18 protein-coding genes are annotated in these 16831 nt (G+C 73.1%); 4 read left to right on the top strand and 14 right to left on the bottom strand.

All coding sequences use genetic code 11. The annotated features are described in order from the left end of the window. Window positions 1-3 precede the first annotated feature (3 nt). Window positions 4-444: a DUF6973 domain-containing protein gene (locus ASC64_RS16705; RefSeq protein ID WP_056908664.1), complete on the top strand. Its 441-nt coding sequence runs from the start codon at window positions 4-6 to the stop codon at window positions 442-444. On the opposite strand, the gene ASC64_RS16700 is transcribed toward ASC64_RS16705, so the two are convergent. The 10 genes from ASC64_RS16700 to ASC64_RS16655 form a co-directional block, all read right to left on the bottom strand. After that, window positions 445-894: a deoxycytidylate deaminase gene (locus ASC64_RS16700; protein ID WP_056908663.1), complete on the bottom strand. Its 450-nt coding sequence runs from the start codon at window positions 892-894 to the stop codon at window positions 445-447. Next, window positions 891-1307, bottom strand: coding sequence for a VOC family protein (locus ASC64_RS16695; RefSeq protein WP_056908662.1), 417 nt, complete (start codon window positions 1305-1307; stop codon window positions 891-893). The genes ASC64_RS16700 and ASC64_RS16695 overlap by 4 nt, the downstream gene beginning before the upstream one ends. 1 nt (window position 1308) lies before the next feature. After that, window positions 1309-2076, bottom strand: a complete 768-nt coding sequence (locus tag ASC64_RS16690) for a GNAT family N-acetyltransferase (protein ID WP_056908661.1) — start codon at window positions 2074-2076, stop codon at window positions 1309-1311. After that, window positions 2073-3287, bottom strand: coding sequence for a kynureninase (locus ASC64_RS16685; protein WP_056908660.1), 1215 nt, complete (start codon window positions 3285-3287; stop codon window positions 2073-2075). The genes ASC64_RS16690 and ASC64_RS16685 overlap by 4 nt, the downstream gene beginning before the upstream one ends. 44 nt (window positions 3288-3331) lie before the next feature. After that, window positions 3332-5023 (bottom strand): dihydroxy-acid dehydratase, encoded by a 1692-nt coding sequence (gene ilvD / locus ASC64_RS16680; protein ID WP_056908659.1) that lies wholly within the window; start codon window positions 5021-5023, stop codon window positions 3332-3334. 58 nt (window positions 5024-5081) lie between these two features. Next, complete coding sequence (locus ASC64_RS22400; RefSeq protein WP_235563792.1) at window positions 5082-5663, bottom strand: helix-turn-helix domain-containing protein; 582 nt, start codon at window positions 5661-5663, stop codon at window positions 5082-5084. A gap of 421 nt (window positions 5664-6084) precedes the next feature. Beyond that, window positions 6085-6549: an SRPBCC family protein gene (locus ASC64_RS16670; protein WP_056908657.1), complete on the bottom strand. Its 465-nt coding sequence runs from the start codon at window positions 6547-6549 to the stop codon at window positions 6085-6087. A gap of 32 nt (window positions 6550-6581) precedes the next feature. After that, window positions 6582-7673 (bottom strand): WD40/YVTN/BNR-like repeat-containing protein, encoded by a 1092-nt coding sequence (locus ASC64_RS16665; protein ID WP_056908656.1) that lies wholly within the window; start codon window positions 7671-7673, stop codon window positions 6582-6584. Window positions 7674-7708: 35 nt separating this feature from the next. After that, window positions 7709-8548, bottom strand: coding sequence for an ABC transporter permease (locus ASC64_RS16660; RefSeq protein WP_056908655.1), 840 nt, complete (start codon window positions 8546-8548; stop codon window positions 7709-7711). After that, on the bottom strand, window positions 8545-9561 hold the full coding sequence (locus ASC64_RS16655) for an ATP-binding cassette domain-containing protein (protein ID WP_056908654.1): 1017 nt from the start codon (window positions 9559-9561) through the stop codon (window positions 8545-8547). The genes ASC64_RS16660 and ASC64_RS16655 overlap by 4 nt, the downstream gene beginning before the upstream one ends. An 82-nt stretch (window positions 9562-9643) precedes the next feature. Between ASC64_RS16655 and ASC64_RS16650 the strand changes: the two genes are divergently transcribed. From ASC64_RS16650 to ASC64_RS16640, 3 genes are read left to right on the top strand one after another with little or no spacing between them, the layout of a single operon-like run. Beyond that, on the top strand, window positions 9644-10225 hold the full coding sequence (locus tag ASC64_RS16650) for a PadR family transcriptional regulator (RefSeq protein WP_082550572.1): 582 nt from the start codon (window positions 9644-9646) through the stop codon (window positions 10223-10225). A 9-nt stretch (window positions 10226-10234) separates the two neighbouring features. Then, window positions 10235-11134, top strand: a complete 900-nt coding sequence (locus tag ASC64_RS16645; protein WP_056908652.1) for an EamA family transporter — start codon at window positions 10235-10237, stop codon at window positions 11132-11134. Further along, complete coding sequence (locus ASC64_RS16640; protein ID WP_082550571.1) at window positions 11131-12276, top strand: PQQ-dependent sugar dehydrogenase; 1146 nt, start codon at window positions 11131-11133, stop codon at window positions 12274-12276. Before ASC64_RS16645 ends, ASC64_RS16640 begins: the two co-directional genes overlap by 4 nt. Here ASC64_RS16640 and ASC64_RS16635 read toward each other — a convergent pair. From ASC64_RS16635 to ASC64_RS22195, 4 genes are read right to left on the bottom strand one after another with little or no spacing between them, the layout of a single operon-like run. Continuing rightward, entirely contained in the window at window positions 12263-13057 is a 795-nt protein-coding gene (locus tag ASC64_RS16635; protein ID WP_056908651.1) for an ECF transporter S component, read from the bottom strand. The two genes, ASC64_RS16640 and ASC64_RS16635, sit on opposite strands and share 14 nt — an antisense overlap. Next, window positions 13054-14658, bottom strand: a complete 1605-nt coding sequence (locus ASC64_RS16630) for an ABC transporter ATP-binding protein (RefSeq protein WP_056908650.1) — start codon at window positions 14656-14658, stop codon at window positions 13054-13056. Before ASC64_RS16630 ends, ASC64_RS16635 begins: the two co-directional genes overlap by 4 nt. Next, a complete protein-coding gene (locus tag ASC64_RS16625; protein WP_200937848.1) occupies window positions 14655-15764 on the bottom strand; it encodes an energy-coupling factor transporter transmembrane component T in 1110 nt (369 codons plus the stop codon). Before ASC64_RS16625 ends, ASC64_RS16630 begins: the two co-directional genes overlap by 4 nt. Further along, window positions 15761-16825, bottom strand: coding sequence for a hypothetical protein (locus ASC64_RS22195; RefSeq protein WP_056908649.1), 1065 nt, complete (start codon window positions 16823-16825; stop codon window positions 15761-15763). The genes ASC64_RS16625 and ASC64_RS22195 overlap by 4 nt, the downstream gene beginning before the upstream one ends. Between the last annotated feature and the right edge of the window lie 6 nt (window positions 16826-16831).

Below are 16831 nucleotides of genomic sequence, written 5' to 3'. Positions count from 1 at the left end.
TCCATGGGATTCCTCGACCAGGCCATCCACGCCGCGACCGGGGTGCCGCGCCTCTACACCGCCGGCCTGAAGGCGGGTCTCGGCCCCGCCGGCGCGTTCGAGGTGCTGCGGATCTCCCAGGCCGCGCTGCGCGCCGCGGCCGCCCAGGGACGGGGGGTGCCGGGCCGCACGAACGCGATGCGGCACTTCATGTGGCAGGCGCTGCTGACCGCGCGGTTCGGGCGATCGGCGGCCGCCACGATCGCCCTGGCGCAGGAGCAGGGGACGCCCGCCGCGCGTGACTCACGCGTCGACGAGCACAACAACGGCGTCGGGCAGCAGCACGGCCTGGCGCACGCCGAGGAGCTGAAGACGCTCTCCACCGCCGACGCGATGGCGCTCCTCGTGCCGGTGGCGCTGGAGAAGTGGGAGTCCGACGAGCTGATCTGGATCAAGCCGCACTGATCACCAGGCGGTGAGGCCGGCGCGGTCGTGCTCGCCCTCGGGCCACACGGCGCGCACGACGCCGGCCGCGGCGAGCGCCTTGCGGCAGCCCGGGCACGGCGGGTCGGTGATGTAGGCGGTCGCGCCCTTGGTGTCGCGGGTGGCGAACAGCAGTGCGTTGACCTCGGCGTGGATGGCGATGCAGAACCCGGCCGTGCCGGGACGGTCGTAGTCGCCGAGCCCCGGCACGTCGTCGTAGCCCAGCTGGCCGCGCGGGCAGGCGCCCATCAGGCAGTCGTCCTCGCCGGGCGCGGCTCCGTTGTAGCCGGTGGCGATGATGCGGTGGTCGATGGTCAGCACGGCGCCGACCCGGCGACGGGTGCACTTGGCGCGCGCGGAGACGGCGGCGGCGATGCCGAGGAAGTAGTCGTCCCAGCCGGGGACGGCGGTCGGCTCGAGGTGGTCGCTCACGGAAGCACAGACTGCCCGATCTCGCCCGGGTTGCAGGCGACTTCCCACCGGAAGCCGTCGGGGTCGGCGAAGTAGCCGCTGTAGCCGCCCCAGTCGCGCTGGGTGGCCGCACCCACCTGCGAGGCGCCGGCCACCCGCGCCTGCTCCAGGACGGTGTCGACCCCCTGGGTGGTGGCGAGGTTGTGCGACAGCGTGATCGGAGGTACGCCGCCGCGCGCCGGCGCGTGCCCGACCTCGGCGACGAACCCGTCCTCCACCCACAGGCTGAGCACGACCTTCTCGGCCACCCTGAACATCAGCACCTCGCCGGGCACGTCGAGCTCGGGCTCCCAGCCGAGGCCGTCGACGTAGAAGCGCCGCGTGGCGTCGAGGTCGGTCACGACGAGGGTGATGAAGCTGACCCGCTGGTCCATCTCAGTCCTCCTGCTCAGGACGGTCGGCCGGCGCCGGCCGGGCCGCGAGCCGGGCGCGCTGGCGACCGGCGTCGTCGAAGTTGGCGTCGTCGAGCCAGGCGTCGAGGGCCGCCCGCACGCGGGGCCACTCGAGGTCGGTGATCGAGAACCAGTCCGTGTCGCGGTTGCGGCCCTTGTAGACGACCGCGTTGCGGAAGCGGCCCTCCCAGATGAAGCCGAGCCGCAGCGCGGCGCGCCGCGACGCGGCGTTGAGGCTGTCGCACTTCCACTCGTAGCGCCGGTTGCCGAGGGCGTCGAAGGCGTGGCGCATGAGCAGCGCCATCGCCTCGGTGGCGGCGCGGCTGCGCTGGAGCTGGCGGCCGAACGCGATGCCGCCCACCTCGATCGAGCCCATGGCCGGGTCGATGCGCATCAGCGAGCAGAAGCCGGCCGCCCGGCCGGTCTCGACCGGGACGATGGCGTACATGACCTGTCCGGGGTCCGCCGCGCCGTGCTCGACGATCGCCGCCATCGCGACGCGGTCGCGGGGACGCTCCCAGAACAGGTAGGTCCACGTCGGCTCGTCGTCGGGACGGCACAGCGCGCGCAGGAGGTCGTCGACGTGGTGGTCGCCGATCGGCTCGAGCCGGACGCCGCGCCCCTCGAGGACGACGTCCTTCGCTGGCGGCCTCGCGCCCGACCACTCCACCGGGCGTCCGAGCGGCTGGCCGTGGTCGTTGGTGCTCCTGGTCCGCGTCGCCGAGAGCCGCACCCCCACGGGCCCGCTCATCGCAGCGCCTCCGCGACGGCCGCGATGCCTCGCTCGACCTCGTCGAACGACGTCGACAGCGGCGAGAGGCCGATCCGCAGTCCGCCCGGGTCGCGGTAGTCCGGGATGACGTCGCGCTCCCACAGCCGTGCGGTGACCTCGCGCATCCGCTCGTGGTGGAGCGTCACGTGACCGCCACGCCGGGCGGGGTCGCGTGGGGACGCGAGGGTGACCTGGGGCAGCGTCGCGTCGGCGAGCTCGACGGCGTACGACGTGAGGGCGACGGACTTCGCGCGGATCGCCTCGATGCCGGCCTCCTCGACCAGCTCGAGCATGCTCTGCATCGCGACCATGCCGAGGATCGGCGGGGTGCCGGAGATGAAGCGGCGGATGCCCGCAGCGGGTGTGTAGCCCGGGCCCATGAGGAACGGGTCGGCGTGGCCCATCCACCCCTGGATCGGCTGGGTCAGCTCGCCCTGGAGCCGCTGCGCGACGTAGCCGAAGGCGGGCGAGCCGGGACCGCCGTTGAGGTACTTGTAGCTGCAGCCCACGGCGAGGTCGGCGTCCCATGCATCGAGGTCGACCGCGACGGCGCCGGCGGAGTGGCACAGGTCCCACAGCACCAGCGCGCCGGCGTCGTGGGCGATCCGGGTGAGCTCGGCCGCGTCGGCGAGCCAGGCCGAGCGGTAGGCGACGTGGTTGAGCACCACGAGGGCGGTGCGCTCCCCCACGGCCTCGCGCAGCTGGTCGGCGGTGACGCCGGCGGAGGTGTCGACCTCGATCCAGTGCAGCGTCAGGCCACGCTCGGCGGCGATGCCCTCCGCGACGTAGCGGTCGGTGGGGAAGTTGTCGGTGTCGATGACGATCTCGGTGCGGGCGTGATCGGTGCGCACGGCGTGGTCGACCGCGGCCCGCATCAGCTTGTAGAGCCAGACGGTCGTCGAGTCGCCCACCGCGGTCTGTCCGGCGGCCGAGCCGAGGCAGATCCGGCCCAGGTCGTCGCCGAGGGTGGTGGGCAGGTCCATCCAGCGCTCGTCCCAGCCGCGGATCAGCCGTCCGCCCCACTCGTGCTCCACGAAGTCGGCGAGGCGCTCGACCGCGGCCGCGACGGGCCGGCCGAGGGAGTTGCCGTCGAAGTAGACGAGATCGCTCGCGGCGCCGACGAACCGGTCGCGGAACCCGGCCAGGGGATCGGCCGCGTCGAGCGCGGCTGCGGAGGTGGAGGTGCTCACCTCCGCAACCTATCCGGCGTACGTCGTCGGGCGCGGGCGCCGGGTCAGTAGCAGACCGCTCCGTGGGCCGCGGACTGCACGACCTTGCGGTACTTGCCGAGCACGCCACGGGTGTACTTCGGCGGGAGCGGCTCCCAGCCCTCGGCCCGCCTGGCCAGCTCGGCCTCGTCGACGTGGACGTCGAGGGTCATGTTGGAGACGTCGAGGGTGATCTGGTCGCCGTCCTGCAGGAACGCGATCGGCCCCCCGTCGCTCGCCTCGGGGGCGATGTGGCCGACGCAGAGGCCGGTCGTGCCGCCGGAGAAGCGACCGTCCGTGATCAGCAGGACGTCCTTGCCGAGGCCCGCCCCCTTGATCGCGCCCGTGATGGCCAGCATCTCGCGCATGCCCGGGCCGCCCTTGGGGCCTTCGTAGCGGATCACCACGACGTCGCCAGCCGTGATCGTGCCCTCCGCCAGTGCGTCGAGGGCCTTCCGCTCGCCGTCGAACACCCGGGCGGTGCCGGTGAAGGTCGAGTCGTCGAACCCCGCGCTCTTGACGACCGCGCCCTCGGGGGCGAGCGAGCCCTTGAGGATGGTCAGGCCGCCGGTGGCGTGGATCGGCTTGTCGAGCTGGCGCAGGATCTCGCCGTCGAGGGGCTTGGGGTCGAGCTCGGCGAGATTCTCCGCCATGGTCTTGCCGGTGCAGGTGAGCACGTCGCCGTGCAGGTGGCCCGCGTCGAGCAGCGCCTTGAGGAGCACCGGGATGCCGCCGACGCGGTCGAAGTCGGTCCACACGAAGCGGCCGAACGGCTTCATGTCGGCGAGGTGCGGGACCTTCTTGCCGATGCGTGTGAAGTCGTCGAGCGTCAGGTCGACCTCGGCCTCGCGGGCGATCGCGAGGAGGTGCAGCACCGCGTTGGTCGAGCCGCCGAGGGCCATGGCCATCGCGATCGCGTTCTCGAAGGCCGGGCGGGTCATGATCTGGCGGGCGGTGATGCCTTGGCGGAGCATGTTGACGACGGCCTCGCCGGACTTGTGCGCGAACCCGTCGCGACGGCGGTCCACGGCCGGCGGCGCGGAGCTGCCCGGCAGCGACATGCCGATCGCCTCGGCCACGCTGGCCATCGTGTTGGCGGTGTACGCGCCACCGCAGGCACCCTCGCCCGGGCAGATCGCGCGCTCGATCTCGTCGACCTTCTCGCGCGAGATCTTGCCCGCGAGGCACGCGCCGACGGCCTCGAAGGCGTCGATGATGGTGACGTCGCGGCCGTCGACCTGGCCGGGCATGATCGTGCCGGCGTAGAGGAACACGCTGGCGAGGTCGAGCCGGGCGGCGGCCATCAGCATGCCCGGCAGCGACTTGTCGCAGCCGGCCAGCAGGACGGATCCGTCGAGGCGCTCGGCCATCATCACGGTCTCCACCGAGTCGGCGATGACCTCACGGCTGACGAGGGAGAAGTGCATGCCCTCGTGGCCCATGGAGATGCCGTCGGAGACGGAGATCGTGCCGAACTCCAGGGGGAACCCACCGCCCGCGTGGACGCCGTTCTTCACGGCCTTCGCGAGCCGGTCGAGGCTGAGGTTGCAGGGGGTGATCTCGTTCCAGCTCGACGCGACGCCGATCTGCGGCTTCTGCCAGTCGTCGTCGCCCATGCCGACGGCCCGGAGCATCCCTCGCGACGCGGTCGCCTCGAGGCCGTCGGTGACGGCACGGCTCCGGGGCTTGAGGTCGGGTGCATCGGCTGCGTGGGTCATGCCGTCAGGCTAGTGGGCGCTCAGCCGCGCCGTTCTGCGTGTCTCATCGCCACGGGCTTCACGCAGCGTGTCTGCCGAGGTCCTCGCGCTGCTCGTCACGGGCGTGGAGCTCGGCGACGACCTGGTGGCGCGCGGGATGGTCGATCGGGGTGCCCCACACCTCCCGTTCGAGGCGCTTCCAGAACCGTGATGCCCGATAGCCGATCGAGGGCTGCTCGGCGAGGCGTGACCGCCGCTGCCACCGGTAGGCGTCGTTCGTGGTCCACGTCCGCAGGTGCCGCGGGATCCACCACCCCTTGGCCTTCAGGTCGGCGTGCGCGGGGAACCTGCTGCCGGCCCGATTGCGCGCGCCGTCGTCACGCATCGGCTCGACCGCGACACCGGTCTCCTTGTCCCGGAACCCGACCGCCACGTTGGCCAGGTCGAGCAGGCGATGGAGCACGCTGGCCCGGGGGCTGGTGCGACCGGTCTCCCACCGGGCGACCACCGACTGGGAGACCCCGAGCAGAGCTGCCAAGCCGCGCTGTGAGACATCCAGGATCCGCCGGATGCGGCGAACCAGACCGGGGATCTCACCGGCGAACGGCCCGATCGACCACCAGCGCATCTCCGCGCCCGTCCATCGCTCCATCTCCTCCATGTCCGGGTAGTGCCGCTCCGACACCTGGACCAGCGGCCCGCCGTACGCTTCGTCGTCGGATCCCGCAGCCGCATGGTTTCTGTGAGTCTCGGTGGTCGTCATCGGTGGCCTCCCGCGTCGGTCGGATGCGCCCGCCTGCCGGAGCGCTGGTACCGCCATCCCAGCCCCCTCGACCGACACCCCGAGCCGCCCCTCCACAGGGACCGGCCGCACGCCTGCGCCGACGGTCCCTGTGGACACTTCGCGGCCCACGATCCCACCCGGACGGGTACGTCCTTGCCTGGCGATGTTCGACCCTTGCCCTTGAGTCTCCCCGAGACTCAAGGGCAAGCGAGAAGGCCGTGCCGACAACCGCATCGAGATCGCTGCACCACGCATGGACCTTGAGTCTCCCCGAGACTCAACGGCCAGTGCCGGCGGCTCAGGCGCGCTCGGCCTCGCGCTTGAGGGCGACGAGGCCCCTGTCGAAGTCGCTGCCGATCGACTTGTCGAAGAACAACCTGCCCATCACGGACATGATTGCGCTGCGCTCGCCGGTCATCGTCCAGGTCACGTCGGTGGAGTCGCCGGCGTAGGTGGCGGGCGCGAGGGCGAACGTGGTCACGTTCGTCGCCCTGAACGGCTTGAGGAACTCGAGGTCGACCACGACGGAGGCCGGGGTGGACTCCCTGATGTGCATCTCGCCCTCGCCGGCCTTCTTGTTGCCCGACCACCGGTAGGTCGAGCCGACGCCGTGGTCCGGGCCGGTGTACTCGCGGCTCATGTCCGGGTCGAGACCCTCCCAGGGCGACCACTTCTGCCACTCGCGGAAGTCGTCGAGGAGGGGGTGGACACGACCGGGCGCCGCCTCGATGCGGATGCTGCGCGAGAGCGAGAAGCCGGCCATGTCACCGAGCGTAGACCCCGGTCCGGGGACCGTCAGGGGATCTGCGCGGCGCGTACGACGAGCACGTCCGGCAGGTCCTTGTGGATCTCCTGCCACGAGCCGCCCTCGTCGGGCGAGGCCCACACGCCACCGTTGCGCCCGCCGAAGTAGAGCCCCACCTGCTCGTGGTCGTCGACGCACATCGCGTCGCGCATCACCGCGGTGAAGTAGCCGTCGGGCAGCGCGCCGTCGCCGAGCGGCTCCCACGACGAGCCGGCGTCGGTGGTGCGGTAGACGCGGGCCTTGCCATCGACCGGCCACCGGGCCTCGGCGCCGGTGATGGGGAAGTTGTAGGCCGTGTCGGCCCGGTGCGGGTGGGCGACCATCGCGAAGCCGAACTCGGTCGGCAGCCCGGGAGCGATGTCCTGCCAGCTGGCGCCGCCGTCGTCGGAGCGGTAGACCCCGCCGTGGTTCTGGAGGTAGAGCCGGTCGGGGTCGGCCGAGTCGCGGGCGACCTTGTGCACGCACTGGCCGAACTCGGGGTAGTTGCGCTCGCCGGGGAAGAACTCCGCCTTCACCCCCGAGTTGGACGGGGCCCACGACGCACCCCCGTCGGAGGTGGCGTACACCCCGCCGGTCGAGAGGGCGGCGAGCACGCGCTCGCCGTCGCGGGGGTCGGGCAGGATCGTGTGGAAGGCCTGGCCGCCGAAGCCCTCGTTCCACTCCGGCCGGTGCGGGTGGTCCCACAGGCCACGGACGAGCTCGAAGGTCTCGCCGCGGTCGGTCGAGCGGAAGATCGCACCCGGCTCGGTGCCCGCCCACACCACGTCGTCCTCGAAGCCGGGCTGCAGCTGCCACACCCGGGCGAGCGTCGCGCCGGTGTCCTCGGGGAAGCGCGCAGCGCCGTTGGGGGTCTCGTCCCAGGTCGCGCCCAGGTCGTCCGAGCGCCACACCTGCGGGCCGAGCCAGCTCGACGAGGCGCCGGCGAGCAGCCGCGGAGAGTCGCCGCGGGTGTCGATCATGACGGAGTAGACCTCCTCCATCGGGAAGTGCGGGCCCGTCCACTCCCAGGTGGTGCGGGCCTCGTCGGAGGTCCCGAGCCACATGCCCTTGCGGGTCCCGACCATCAGCAGCGTGCGCGACATGAGAGCTCCTTCGGATCTGGTCGACCAACGGCTGGTCATTGCATCGTGCGGTTCCGGAACACCTTCAGTGCGAGCGGCGCGACGACGGCGGTGATCGCCACCGTCCACAGCACGGTGAACAGCGCCGGGTGCTGCATCGGCAGGTGGGCGTCGGCCGGTGCCGGGCCGGTGTTGCCCCACAGCTCGCGGACGGCCTGCACGAGCGCCGAGATCGGGTTCCACTCCGCGATCGCACGCAGCACCGGCCCCATCGCCTCCGGCGGGGCGAAGGCGTTGGAGAGGAACGTCAGCGGGAACATCGTGGTGAACATGACGCCGTTCACCGCCTCGACCGAGCGCATCGCCGAGCCGACGAGGATGCCGACCCAGACCATCGCGAAGCCCCAGAGCAGCAGGAGCCCGTAGGCCGCCAGAGCGTCGAGGACCGAGCCGCGGATGCGCCAGCCGACGACCAGGCCGGTCAGCGACATCACGATGATGCCGATGAACGAGTGGGTGATGCTCGACATGCTGCGCCCGACGAGGATCGCGGCGGGGTTGATCGGCAGCGACCGGAACCGGTCCACGATGCCCTTGTCGATGTCGGCGGTGAGGCCTATCGCCACGACGAACGAGGCGAAGGCGATCGTCTGGCCCATGATCCCGCCGAGCAGCCACTCGCGGTAGCCCGTCGGCGCCGAGACCGCGATCGCCCCGCCGAAGACGTAGGCGAACAGCAGGACGAACATCACGGGCTGGATGGTGACGTCGAGCAGCATCTCCGGCATCCGCTTGATGTGGATCAGGTTGCGCCGGAAGATCGTCACCGACTGGTGCCACAGCGAGGTGTGCCGGATCTCCGGGCGCTCGATCGCACCGTGGGTCGTGTGGCTCATGCGCGCACCTCCGCGCGCGACGGGTCCTGGCGGGGATCGGAGCCGGGATCGGAGTCGGGATCGAGGGCGACGTCGTCGGCCCGGTGCCCGGTGAGGTGGAGGAACACGTCGTCGAGGCTGGGCCGCTGCAGGCCGAGGTCGTCGATCTCGATGCCGCCGCCGTCGAAGAGCGCCGCGATCCGGGTGACGTCCGAGAGGCCGTCGGCCGGAGCGGTGATCCGCCGTGCCGCCTCCTCGACGTGCGCCTCGAGACCCGCGCCGCGCACCCGCTCGACCGCGGCCGCCAGGTCGTCGGGGCGGGAGACGGTGACGACGAGCGCGGCCTTGCCCGAGGCGTCCTTGAGCTGCAGCGGTGTGCCCTGCGCGATGACGGTGCCCCGGTCGATCACGACGATGTCGTCGGCGAGCTGGTCGGCCTCCTCGAGGTATTGCGTGGTCAGGAGGAGCGTCGTGCCGTCCTCGACGAGGTCGCGCAGCACGTCCCAGAGCTCGACCCGGCTGCGTGGGTCGAGGCCGGTCGTCGGCTCGTCGAGGAAGAGCACCGGCGGCGTGGCCACCAGGCTCACCGCGAGGTCGAGCCGGCGGCGCATGCCGCCGGAGTAGGTCTTCACCACCCGGTTGGCGGCCTCCGTGAGCGAGAAGCGCTCGAGCAGCTCGCCGGCGACCCGGTCGATCGTGCGCCGGTCGAGCCCGTAGAGGCTGCCGATGAGCCAGAGGTTCTCACGTCCGGTGAGCAGCTCGTCGACGGTGGCCGACTGGCCGGTCAGCCCCATCGACCGGCGGACGGCTGCCGGGTCGTCGAGCACGTCGTGCCCGGCGACCCGCGCGGTGCCACGGGTTGGTCGGGTCAGGGTCGTCATCATCCTGACCGTGGTCGTCTTGCCGGCACCGTTGGGCCCCAGGAGGCCGAGCACGGACCCCGGCGGCACCGCGAAGCTGACACCGTCGACGGCCCTCGTCTCGCCGAACTCCTTGACGAGGTCGATCGCCTCGATCGCGTGATCGTGCGCCACTGAGTCTCCCCCTGCTCGGCGTCCACTGCGTCGTCACCGCCTACGTGACTATTCCGATTAGGAACACTACTCTCGTGACGAGATGAGTCAAGACATCCCGGTGACCGGATATGCGATCCTCGGCCTCCTCACCTTCGGCGACGAGCTGACGGGGTACGAGATCAAGCAGCGCGCCGACGTCACGCTGCGCTTCTACTGGGTCTCCCCCGCCATGAGCCAGATCTACACCGAGCTGCGCCGGCTCACCGACCACGGCCTGGTGCGGGCCGACGCCCGTCAGGAGGGCGGCCGCGAGGTGACGTCGTACGCCATCACGGAGGACGGACAGGCGGCGCTGCGGGCGTGGATGGACGGCACGCCGGCCGGGTTCCCGGTCCTCAAGCACACCGTGCTGCTCCGGCTGCTCATCGGGCACGCGACCGAGCCCGAGCAGACCCGGGCGATGCTGCACGACTACCTGGCCGAGCTCGACGCGGCGCGCGCGGACCTCGGCGAGGTGCGCGAGGCGCTGCGCGGCGCCGACCAGCCCGGCGACCCGTTCCGCTTCCCTTCGCTGGTCGCCGACTGGGGCCTGGACTACTTCGCCGCCGAGTCCCGGCACGCACGTCGCGCGCTGGACAGCCTCGGTGAGACCGACGCGGATCCGGACGAGGCGACTGCATAGGCTGCCCCGGTGACCGATCGACCGAGCCGCTCGCTGCTCGGACCGGTCGGGCTGGTCCTGGTCGGCATCCTCTCGGTGCAGCTGGGCGCCGCCATCGCCAAGGGCCTCTTCGGCGAGATCTCGCCGACCGCGATGGTCTGGCTCCGCCTCGTCACGAGCGCGCTGGTCCTCGCGGCGGTCGCGCGGCCGAGGCTCGTCGGGCGCTCCCGCGCCGACTGGGTGGTCGTCGTCGGGTTCGGCCTCAGCCTGGCCACGATGAACTGGGCGATCTACCAGTCCTTCTCGCGCATCCCGCTGGGAATCGCGGTGACGATCGAGTTCATCGGGCCGCTGACGCTGGCCGTGCTCGGGTCGCGCCACGCCCGCGACGTCGTGTGGGTGCTGCTGGCCGGGGCGGGCGTCGCCCTCCTCGGGCTCGAGCGGACCGACCTCGACGTGCTCGGCGTCGCGTACGCCCTGCTCGCCGGCGCCGCGTGGGCGGCGTACATCCTGCTCAGCGCGAGCACCGGGCGTCGCTGGGCGGGCTTCGACGGCCTCGCGGTCGCCAGTCTCGTCGCCGCCGCCGGGATGACGCTGCCCGCGCTCCTCACCGCCGGCTCCGGCCTGTGGGACGCCCGGATCCTCCTCATCGGCGCCCTGGTCGGCCTGCTGAGCTCGGTCATCCCCTACAGCTGCGAGCTCGTCGCCCTGCGCAGCCTGCGCCCCGCCGTGTTCGGGATCCTGATGAGCCTCGAGCCGGCGGCAGCCGCGCTCGCCGCGATCGTGGTGCTCCACGAGACCCTCGCACCGGTCCAGTGGCTCGCCATCGGCTGCGTGGTCGTCGCCTCCATCGGGGCCACGCGGTCGGGCTCGGCGCCCGGCGAGCACCCGTCCGAGCATTCGGCGGCACCCGGCACACTGGCGACATGACGAGCGCGGCCAGGCGACCGGGACTCACTGTCGGCGCGCTCGCCCTGACGCTGGCGGCCGCGACCGGGTGCGCGGGCGACACCGCCGACCCGATCCCCTCCACGACGCAGCCGACCGACCTGCCGAGCCAGCCGACGCCGAGCAGGAGCGAGTCGGCCGGCGGCGCCGCGAGCACCTCACCGGAGGTCGAGGGCGTCCTGGTCGACCGGCTCGAGGTGCCGTGGGGCGTCGCCTCCCTCCCCGACGGCGACGCGGTCGTCACCGAGCGGATGTCGGGCCGCGTGCTGCGCGTCGGCGAGGACGGCGCCTCGAGCGAGGTCGGCGAGATCGCCGGGTCCGTCGCCGAGGGCGAGGCCGGGCTGCTGGGCGTCGCGGTGTCCCCGGACTTCGCCAGCGACCGGACTCTCTACTTCTACCTCACCACCGAGAGCGACAACCGCGTGGTCGCGGCCGAGCTCGACGGCGACACCCTCGGCGAGCCGGCCGTGGTCCTGGACGGGATCCCGAAGGGGTTCATCCACGACGGTGGGCGGCTGGCGTTCGGACCCGACGGCTACCTCTACGTCACCACGGGCGAGACCGGCAATCCCGACCTGGCCCAGGACCCCGCCAGCCTCGCCGGCAAGATCCTGCGGATCACCACCGACGGCGAGCCCGCCCCCGGCAACCCCGACCCCGAGTCCCCCGTCTGGTCGCTCGGCCACCGCAACGTGCAGGGCCTGGCGTGGGACGACCAGGGCCGGCTCTGGGCCTCGGAGTTCGGCGACTCCTCGTGGGACGAGCTCAACCTGGTCGAGAAGGGGGGCAACTACGGCTGGCCCCGGTTCGAGGGGCGCAGCGGCGGCAGCGACTTCATTGACCCGCAGCTGGTGTGGCCCGTCGAGGAGGCCTCCCCCAGCGGGCTCGCGTGGGTGGACGGCCACCTGTGGATGGCGGGCCTGCGCGGTCAGCGGCTGTGGCGCATCGACGTCTCGGCCGACGGGAGGGCGTCGGACCCGCGCGCGTTCTTCACCGGCGACTACGGCCGGCTGCGGACCGTGGCCGCAGCCCCGGACGGGACGGTCTGGGTCACGACCTCCAACCGCGACGGCCGCGGCACCCCGACGGACGACGACGACCGCATCATCGTCATCCAGCCCTGACCACAGCGCGGCGGGCCGCGCGGCGCAGCGTGGTCAGGATGGCCGGGCCGAGCACGACGATCGCGACCGCGGTGGTGATGGCACGCCCGGTGTCCCAGCCTCCGGTCGAGGTGAGCAGCGAGTAGACCAGGAACCGGTGGGCGTTCTCGAGCACCGGCGCCCCGGCGACGTACGCCAGTGAGCCCTCGTGCCCCGGCACCACGATGCCGAGGGTGAACGGCCACGAGCTGAGGTTCATCAGCAGCCCGTAGAGGTACGACGCCAGCACGGCGTAGCCGACGAGCATCGCGATCTCTGCCCGTCCGCCGACGCGGCGGGGCAGGAGCCCCGCACCCATCCCGACCCAGGCCGAGCAGATCATCTGGAACGGCAGCCACGGACCGACGCCGGCCGTGAGGAGCGCCGAGGCGAAGAGCGACGTGCAGCCGAGGGCGAAGCCGAAGCCCGCACCGAACACCCGGCCCGCCAGCACCAGCAGGAAGAACACCAGCTCGATGCCGGCCGTGCCCGCGCCGAGGCCGCGCAGCACCGCGTTGATGGCCGACAGCACACCGAGGACGGCCAGGACGCGCGAGTCCATGCCGCCCTCCCCCATCTCGGCGAGCACCACGACCATCACGAGCGGCAGCAGCGCGAGGAACAGGAACGGCGGCTCCACCCGCTGGCCGGGCTGGGCGTCGAGGAGCAGCGGCCAGCAGAGCATCATCAGGCCGGCCGCCGAGGCGAGGGCGAGCACGAGCGCCGTGCGGCGGCCGATCGGCAGGGCGACGGGGGTGCTCATCGACCGGCCTCGCGCCGTGACCGACCCAAGGCCTCGGCCACTTCCTCGACCACGAGCCACGGCGGCCCGAGGACCTTGGTGACCTGCGGGGCGAACGACGGCGACTCGGCGAGCACCCGGCGCGGCGGCCCGCTCGAGACGACCTCGCCCTCGGCCATCACGACGACCTCGTCGGCGACGTGCGCGGCGAACTCGACGTCGTGGGTGGCCAGCAGGACCGCGTGCCCCTCGGCGGCGAGGTCGGCGACGATGCGGGCCAGCTCGCCCTTGCCGGCGTAGTCGAGCCCGCGGGTCGGCTCGTCGAGGAGGACGACGGGAGGCCGAGCCGTCAGCACGATCGCCAGCGCCAGTGCGAGCCGCTGGCCCTCGGAGAGGTCGCGGGGGTGGGTGGTGCCGTCGATCCCGGGCACGAGCCGGTCGAGCAGGTCGCGGCAGGTTCCCCGGTGCGCATCGGCGCCGCTGTCGGCAGCGGCGCACTCGTCGGAGACGGTCTCGAGGTAGAGCAGGTCTGCGGCGGTCTGCGGCACCAGCCCGACGTGCGTACGCCGTTGGGCGGGCGTCAGCGTGGCCGGGTCGTCGCCTCGCACGGCGAGCGAGCCGGAGCGTCGCCGCCCGGAGCCCTGGAGCGCCCAGATCAGGCTCGACTTGCCGGAGCCGTTGCGGCCCATCAGCACCGTGACGCGTCCCGCGGCGAGCGTCAGGTCGACCTCGCGGACGGCGACGGTCGCGCCGTGGACGACGGTGATCCCCCGCCCGGTGAGGACGGCGGCCTGCTCGGCGGCGGGCGGCTGCGCCGGCGGGGTCAGCCCGGGCAGCGACCGGGCGTGCCGCCGGGCGTCGCGGACCGTGAGCGGCAGCGGGTCCCAGCCGGCGAGCCGGCCGAGCTCGACGAGCGGCGGGGCGACCGGCGAGTCGGCGAGCACCGCCTCGGGACGGTCCACGCGGATGCCGCCGTCGCCGGTGACCAGGCAGATCCGGTCGGCGAACGGCACCACGCGCTCGAGCCGGTGCTCCGCGAGCAGCACCGTGAGGCCGAGGTCGTGGACGAGGCGGGTGATCGTGGCCAGCACGTCCTCGGCCGCGTTCGGGTCGAGCGCCGAGGTCGGCTCGTCGAGCACCAGCACCCGCGGGTGCGTGGTGAGGACCGACCCGATGGCGACGCGCTGCTGCTGGCCCCCGGACAGGGTCCGCAGGTCGCGCGCCCGCAGGTCGGCGATGCCGAGCAGGTCGAGGGTCTCCTCCACCCGGCGGCGCATGGTCTCCGGCGCGATCCCGAGCTGCTCCATGCCGTAGGCGAGCTCCTCCTCGACGGTGTCGGTCACGAACCCGGCCAGCGGGTCCTGGCCGACGTAGCCGACGAGGTGCGCCCGCTCCCGGGGTGGCTGGTCGACGATGCTGGCGCCGTCGAGGAGGACGTCGCCGGTGAGGACTCCCCCGGTGAAGCGCGGCACCAGGCCGGTGACCACGCCGAGGAGCGTCGACTTGCCGACGCCGGTGCGCCCGGAGACCAGGACCAGCTCACCCTCCTCGAGCGTCAGGTCCACGTCGCGGAGCACCTGGTGGCGGTCGTAGCGGAAGCCGATCCCGCGCAGCTCGATCATGCGGCCACCTCACGCGAGAGCGCGGTGGACGGCAGCGGCGTGGCCACGGCGGGCAGCAGGCCGACCAGGCCCACGACGAGGGCGAGCGGGGAGAGGTACGGCGCCACGTCGACGCCGGGATAGGCCACGGCCGCCTGCTCGCGGGCGAACCACCAGCCGAGGACGGCGACCGCGAGGCCGGTGGCGACCGTGACCAGCTCGGCCGCGCGCCACGGGTCCGGCCGGTAGCGGGTGCGCTCGACCCGGCGACCGGCGCTGACCAGTCCGAGCACGGCCACGACCACGCCGGCGGCCAGCATCGGGAGTGCGAGGACCCGCGGGGCCGTGGGGTCGAGCCAGGCGTAGGTGCCGACGCAGATGCCGGTGAGCGCGAGAAGCAGCAGCGATCCGGTGACCCAGCGCTCGCGCGGTGTCGCTCCGCCGGAGCGGCCGTAGCCCCGGGTGTCCATCCCCGCCGCCAGGGCCAGGGAGCGCTCGAGCGAGTCCTCGAGGACCGGGACCAGGAAGCGGCGCAGCCGGCCCACGCCCGTCGTGGTGCCGCCGCGCAGGGCTTGGGCGGCGCGGACCCGGCGGGCGCTGTCGGCGAGCTGAGGGAAGATCGTGACCGCGACGACCATCGCCGTGCCGATCTCGTACAACGCCGGCGGCACCGAGGCGAGCAGACGCTTGGGGTTGGCGAGCGAGTTGGCGGCGCCGACGCACAGGATGATCGCGGCGAGCCGGAGGCCGTCGTACAGCCCGGCGAGCAGTGCCTCACTCGTGACCGGGCCCAGCAACCGGATCCCGGCCGCCCAGTCCGGGAGCGGGACCTCAGGCAGGTCGAGGAGCACGTGCCCGACCTCCTGGCCACCGAAGAGGATGCGGAACACCACGCGCGCGACCACCGTCACGGCGGCGAGCAGCGCGTAGAGCCGGAAGGAGCGGCCGAACGGGTGCCCGGACCTGCGGGCCATGACCACCACCGTGGCCGACCCCATGACGAGGAGCAGCAGCAGCGGGTTGGTGGTCAGCGAGGCTGCCGTGGCCAGCCCGACCGCCCAGGTCCACCAGGCGATCGGGTGCAGGTCACGCGGCAGTCCCCGCAGGGACGGCACCGGTCCGGTCACGGCGTGCCGGACCCCCGTCGCCGGCGCGCCACCACCGCGCTGGACACGATCGCGATCGCGAGCAGACCGACGACGCCCCAGGTGACGACGGCCGGGATCCGGGCCGGCTCGTCGGGGGCGGCCTCGCCCGCTCCCGGCGCCGCGCTGGACGCTGAGTCGCTGGGCGACTCACTGCCCACCGTGGGGTCCTCGGAGGGCTCGCTGGACGGTGAGTCGCTGGGAGACTCAGGGCGGACAGCGGGCGTCTTCGAGGGCTTGCTCGATGCTGAGTCGCTGGGAGACTCAGCGTCGAGGGACGACTCGGACGGACTGCTGCTCGGCGTGCCGGACGGGGACGCCGCGGGCGATCCCGAGGTCGTCGGGGTGGGCGTGGCCGACGGCGAGGTGCCCCCGCTCTTGCCGCCAGCCTTGCCGCCACCCGTGCCACCGCCGGACCCGCCGTTCGAGCCGCCGCCACCGCCCGACCCGCCGCCCGAGCCACCGCTGCCGCCGGTGGGCGTCGGCGAGGACGTCGGGGACGGCGTCGAGGTCGTGGGCGACGGGGTCGGGGTGGCCGCCGGCGCGACGGGCGGGGCGACCGACGGCGGGACCGTCGAGCCGCTGGGGCGGTCCTGCTGCCAGGACCAGCCGATCGAGCCACCCGCGGGGACGGTCTGGCCGCCCACGCCGGACGACGCGTAGGTCCAGGTGCCGGTCGTGCCGTCGGACCACCACAGGCCCCAGTAGGCGTCGGCCGGCGACGCGTTGACGCACGGGTCGCTCGCAGGCACGCCGTTGACCCGGCACACGAAGCCCGGCTGGCGGGTGGCGTAGGAGATGCTCACGCCGACCGAGTCGAAGACGGCGGCCGCGCTCTTCCCGCCGCCGTCCGGTGCACACGCGGTGACGGTGCTGCCGCCCAGCTCGCGGTAGTCGACGATGACGCTCACGCCGCCGGCCGAGGTGCACGTGGCGGCCCCGGCTGCTGCGAGGTACGCCGTCGGTGCGAGCAGGACCGATCCCCCGCCCACCACGGCGAGTGCCAGCGCGCGAGCGAGGGACCGCATCCAGGAGGAGCTCATCGACCG

Origin of the sequence: Nocardioides sp. Root122 (assembly GCF_001425025.1) — a bacterium.
Lineage (GTDB): Bacteria > Actinomycetota > Actinomycetes > Propionibacteriales > Nocardioidaceae > Nocardioides.
The sequence above is the reverse complement of the archived record's forward strand: the minus strand, read 5'-3'. Positions and strand labels throughout refer to the sequence as shown.

Excerpts from the sequence above, each read along its gene's own strand:
- ASC64_RS16660 (WP_056908655.1), bottom strand. The coding sequence starts at position 8,548 with ATGAGCCACACGACCCACGGTGCGATCGAGCGCCCGGAGATCCGGCAC.
- ASC64_RS16665 (WP_056908656.1), bottom strand. The coding sequence starts at position 7,673 with ATGTCGCGCACGCTGCTGATGGTCGGGACCCGCAAGGGCATGTGGCTC.
- ASC64_RS16650 (WP_082550572.1), top strand. The coding sequence starts at position 9,644 with ATGAGTCAAGACATCCCGGTGACCGGATATGCGATCCTCGGCCTCCTC.
- ASC64_RS16705 (WP_056908664.1), top strand. The coding sequence starts at position 4 with ATGGGATTCCTCGACCAGGCCATCCACGCCGCGACCGGGGTGCCGCGC.
- ASC64_RS16640 (WP_082550571.1), top strand. The coding sequence starts at position 11,131 with ATGACGAGCGCGGCCAGGCGACCGGGACTCACTGTCGGCGCGCTCGCC.
- ASC64_RS22400 (WP_235563792.1), bottom strand. The coding sequence starts at position 5,663 with ATGGAGGAGATGGAGCGATGGACGGGCGCGGAGATGCGCTGGTGGTCG.
- ASC64_RS16690 (WP_056908661.1), bottom strand. The coding sequence starts at position 2,076 with ATGAGCGGGCCCGTGGGGGTGCGGCTCTCGGCGACGCGGACCAGGAGC.
- ilvD (WP_056908659.1), bottom strand. The coding sequence starts at position 5,023 with ATGACCCACGCAGCCGATGCACCCGACCTCAAGCCCCGGAGCCGTGCC.
- ASC64_RS16635 (WP_056908651.1), bottom strand. The coding sequence starts at position 13,057 with ATGAGCACCCCCGTCGCCCTGCCGATCGGCCGCCGCACGGCGCTCGTG.
- ASC64_RS22195 (WP_056908649.1), bottom strand. The coding sequence starts at position 16,825 with ATGAGCTCCTCCTGGATGCGGTCCCTCGCTCGCGCGCTGGCACTCGCC.
- ASC64_RS16670 (WP_056908657.1), bottom strand. The coding sequence starts at position 6,549 with ATGGCCGGCTTCTCGCTCTCGCGCAGCATCCGCATCGAGGCGGCGCCC.
- ASC64_RS16630 (WP_056908650.1), bottom strand. The coding sequence starts at position 14,658 with ATGATCGAGCTGCGCGGGATCGGCTTCCGCTACGACCGCCACCAGGTG.
- ASC64_RS16695 (WP_056908662.1), bottom strand. The coding sequence starts at position 1,307 with ATGGACCAGCGGGTCAGCTTCATCACCCTCGTCGTGACCGACCTCGAC.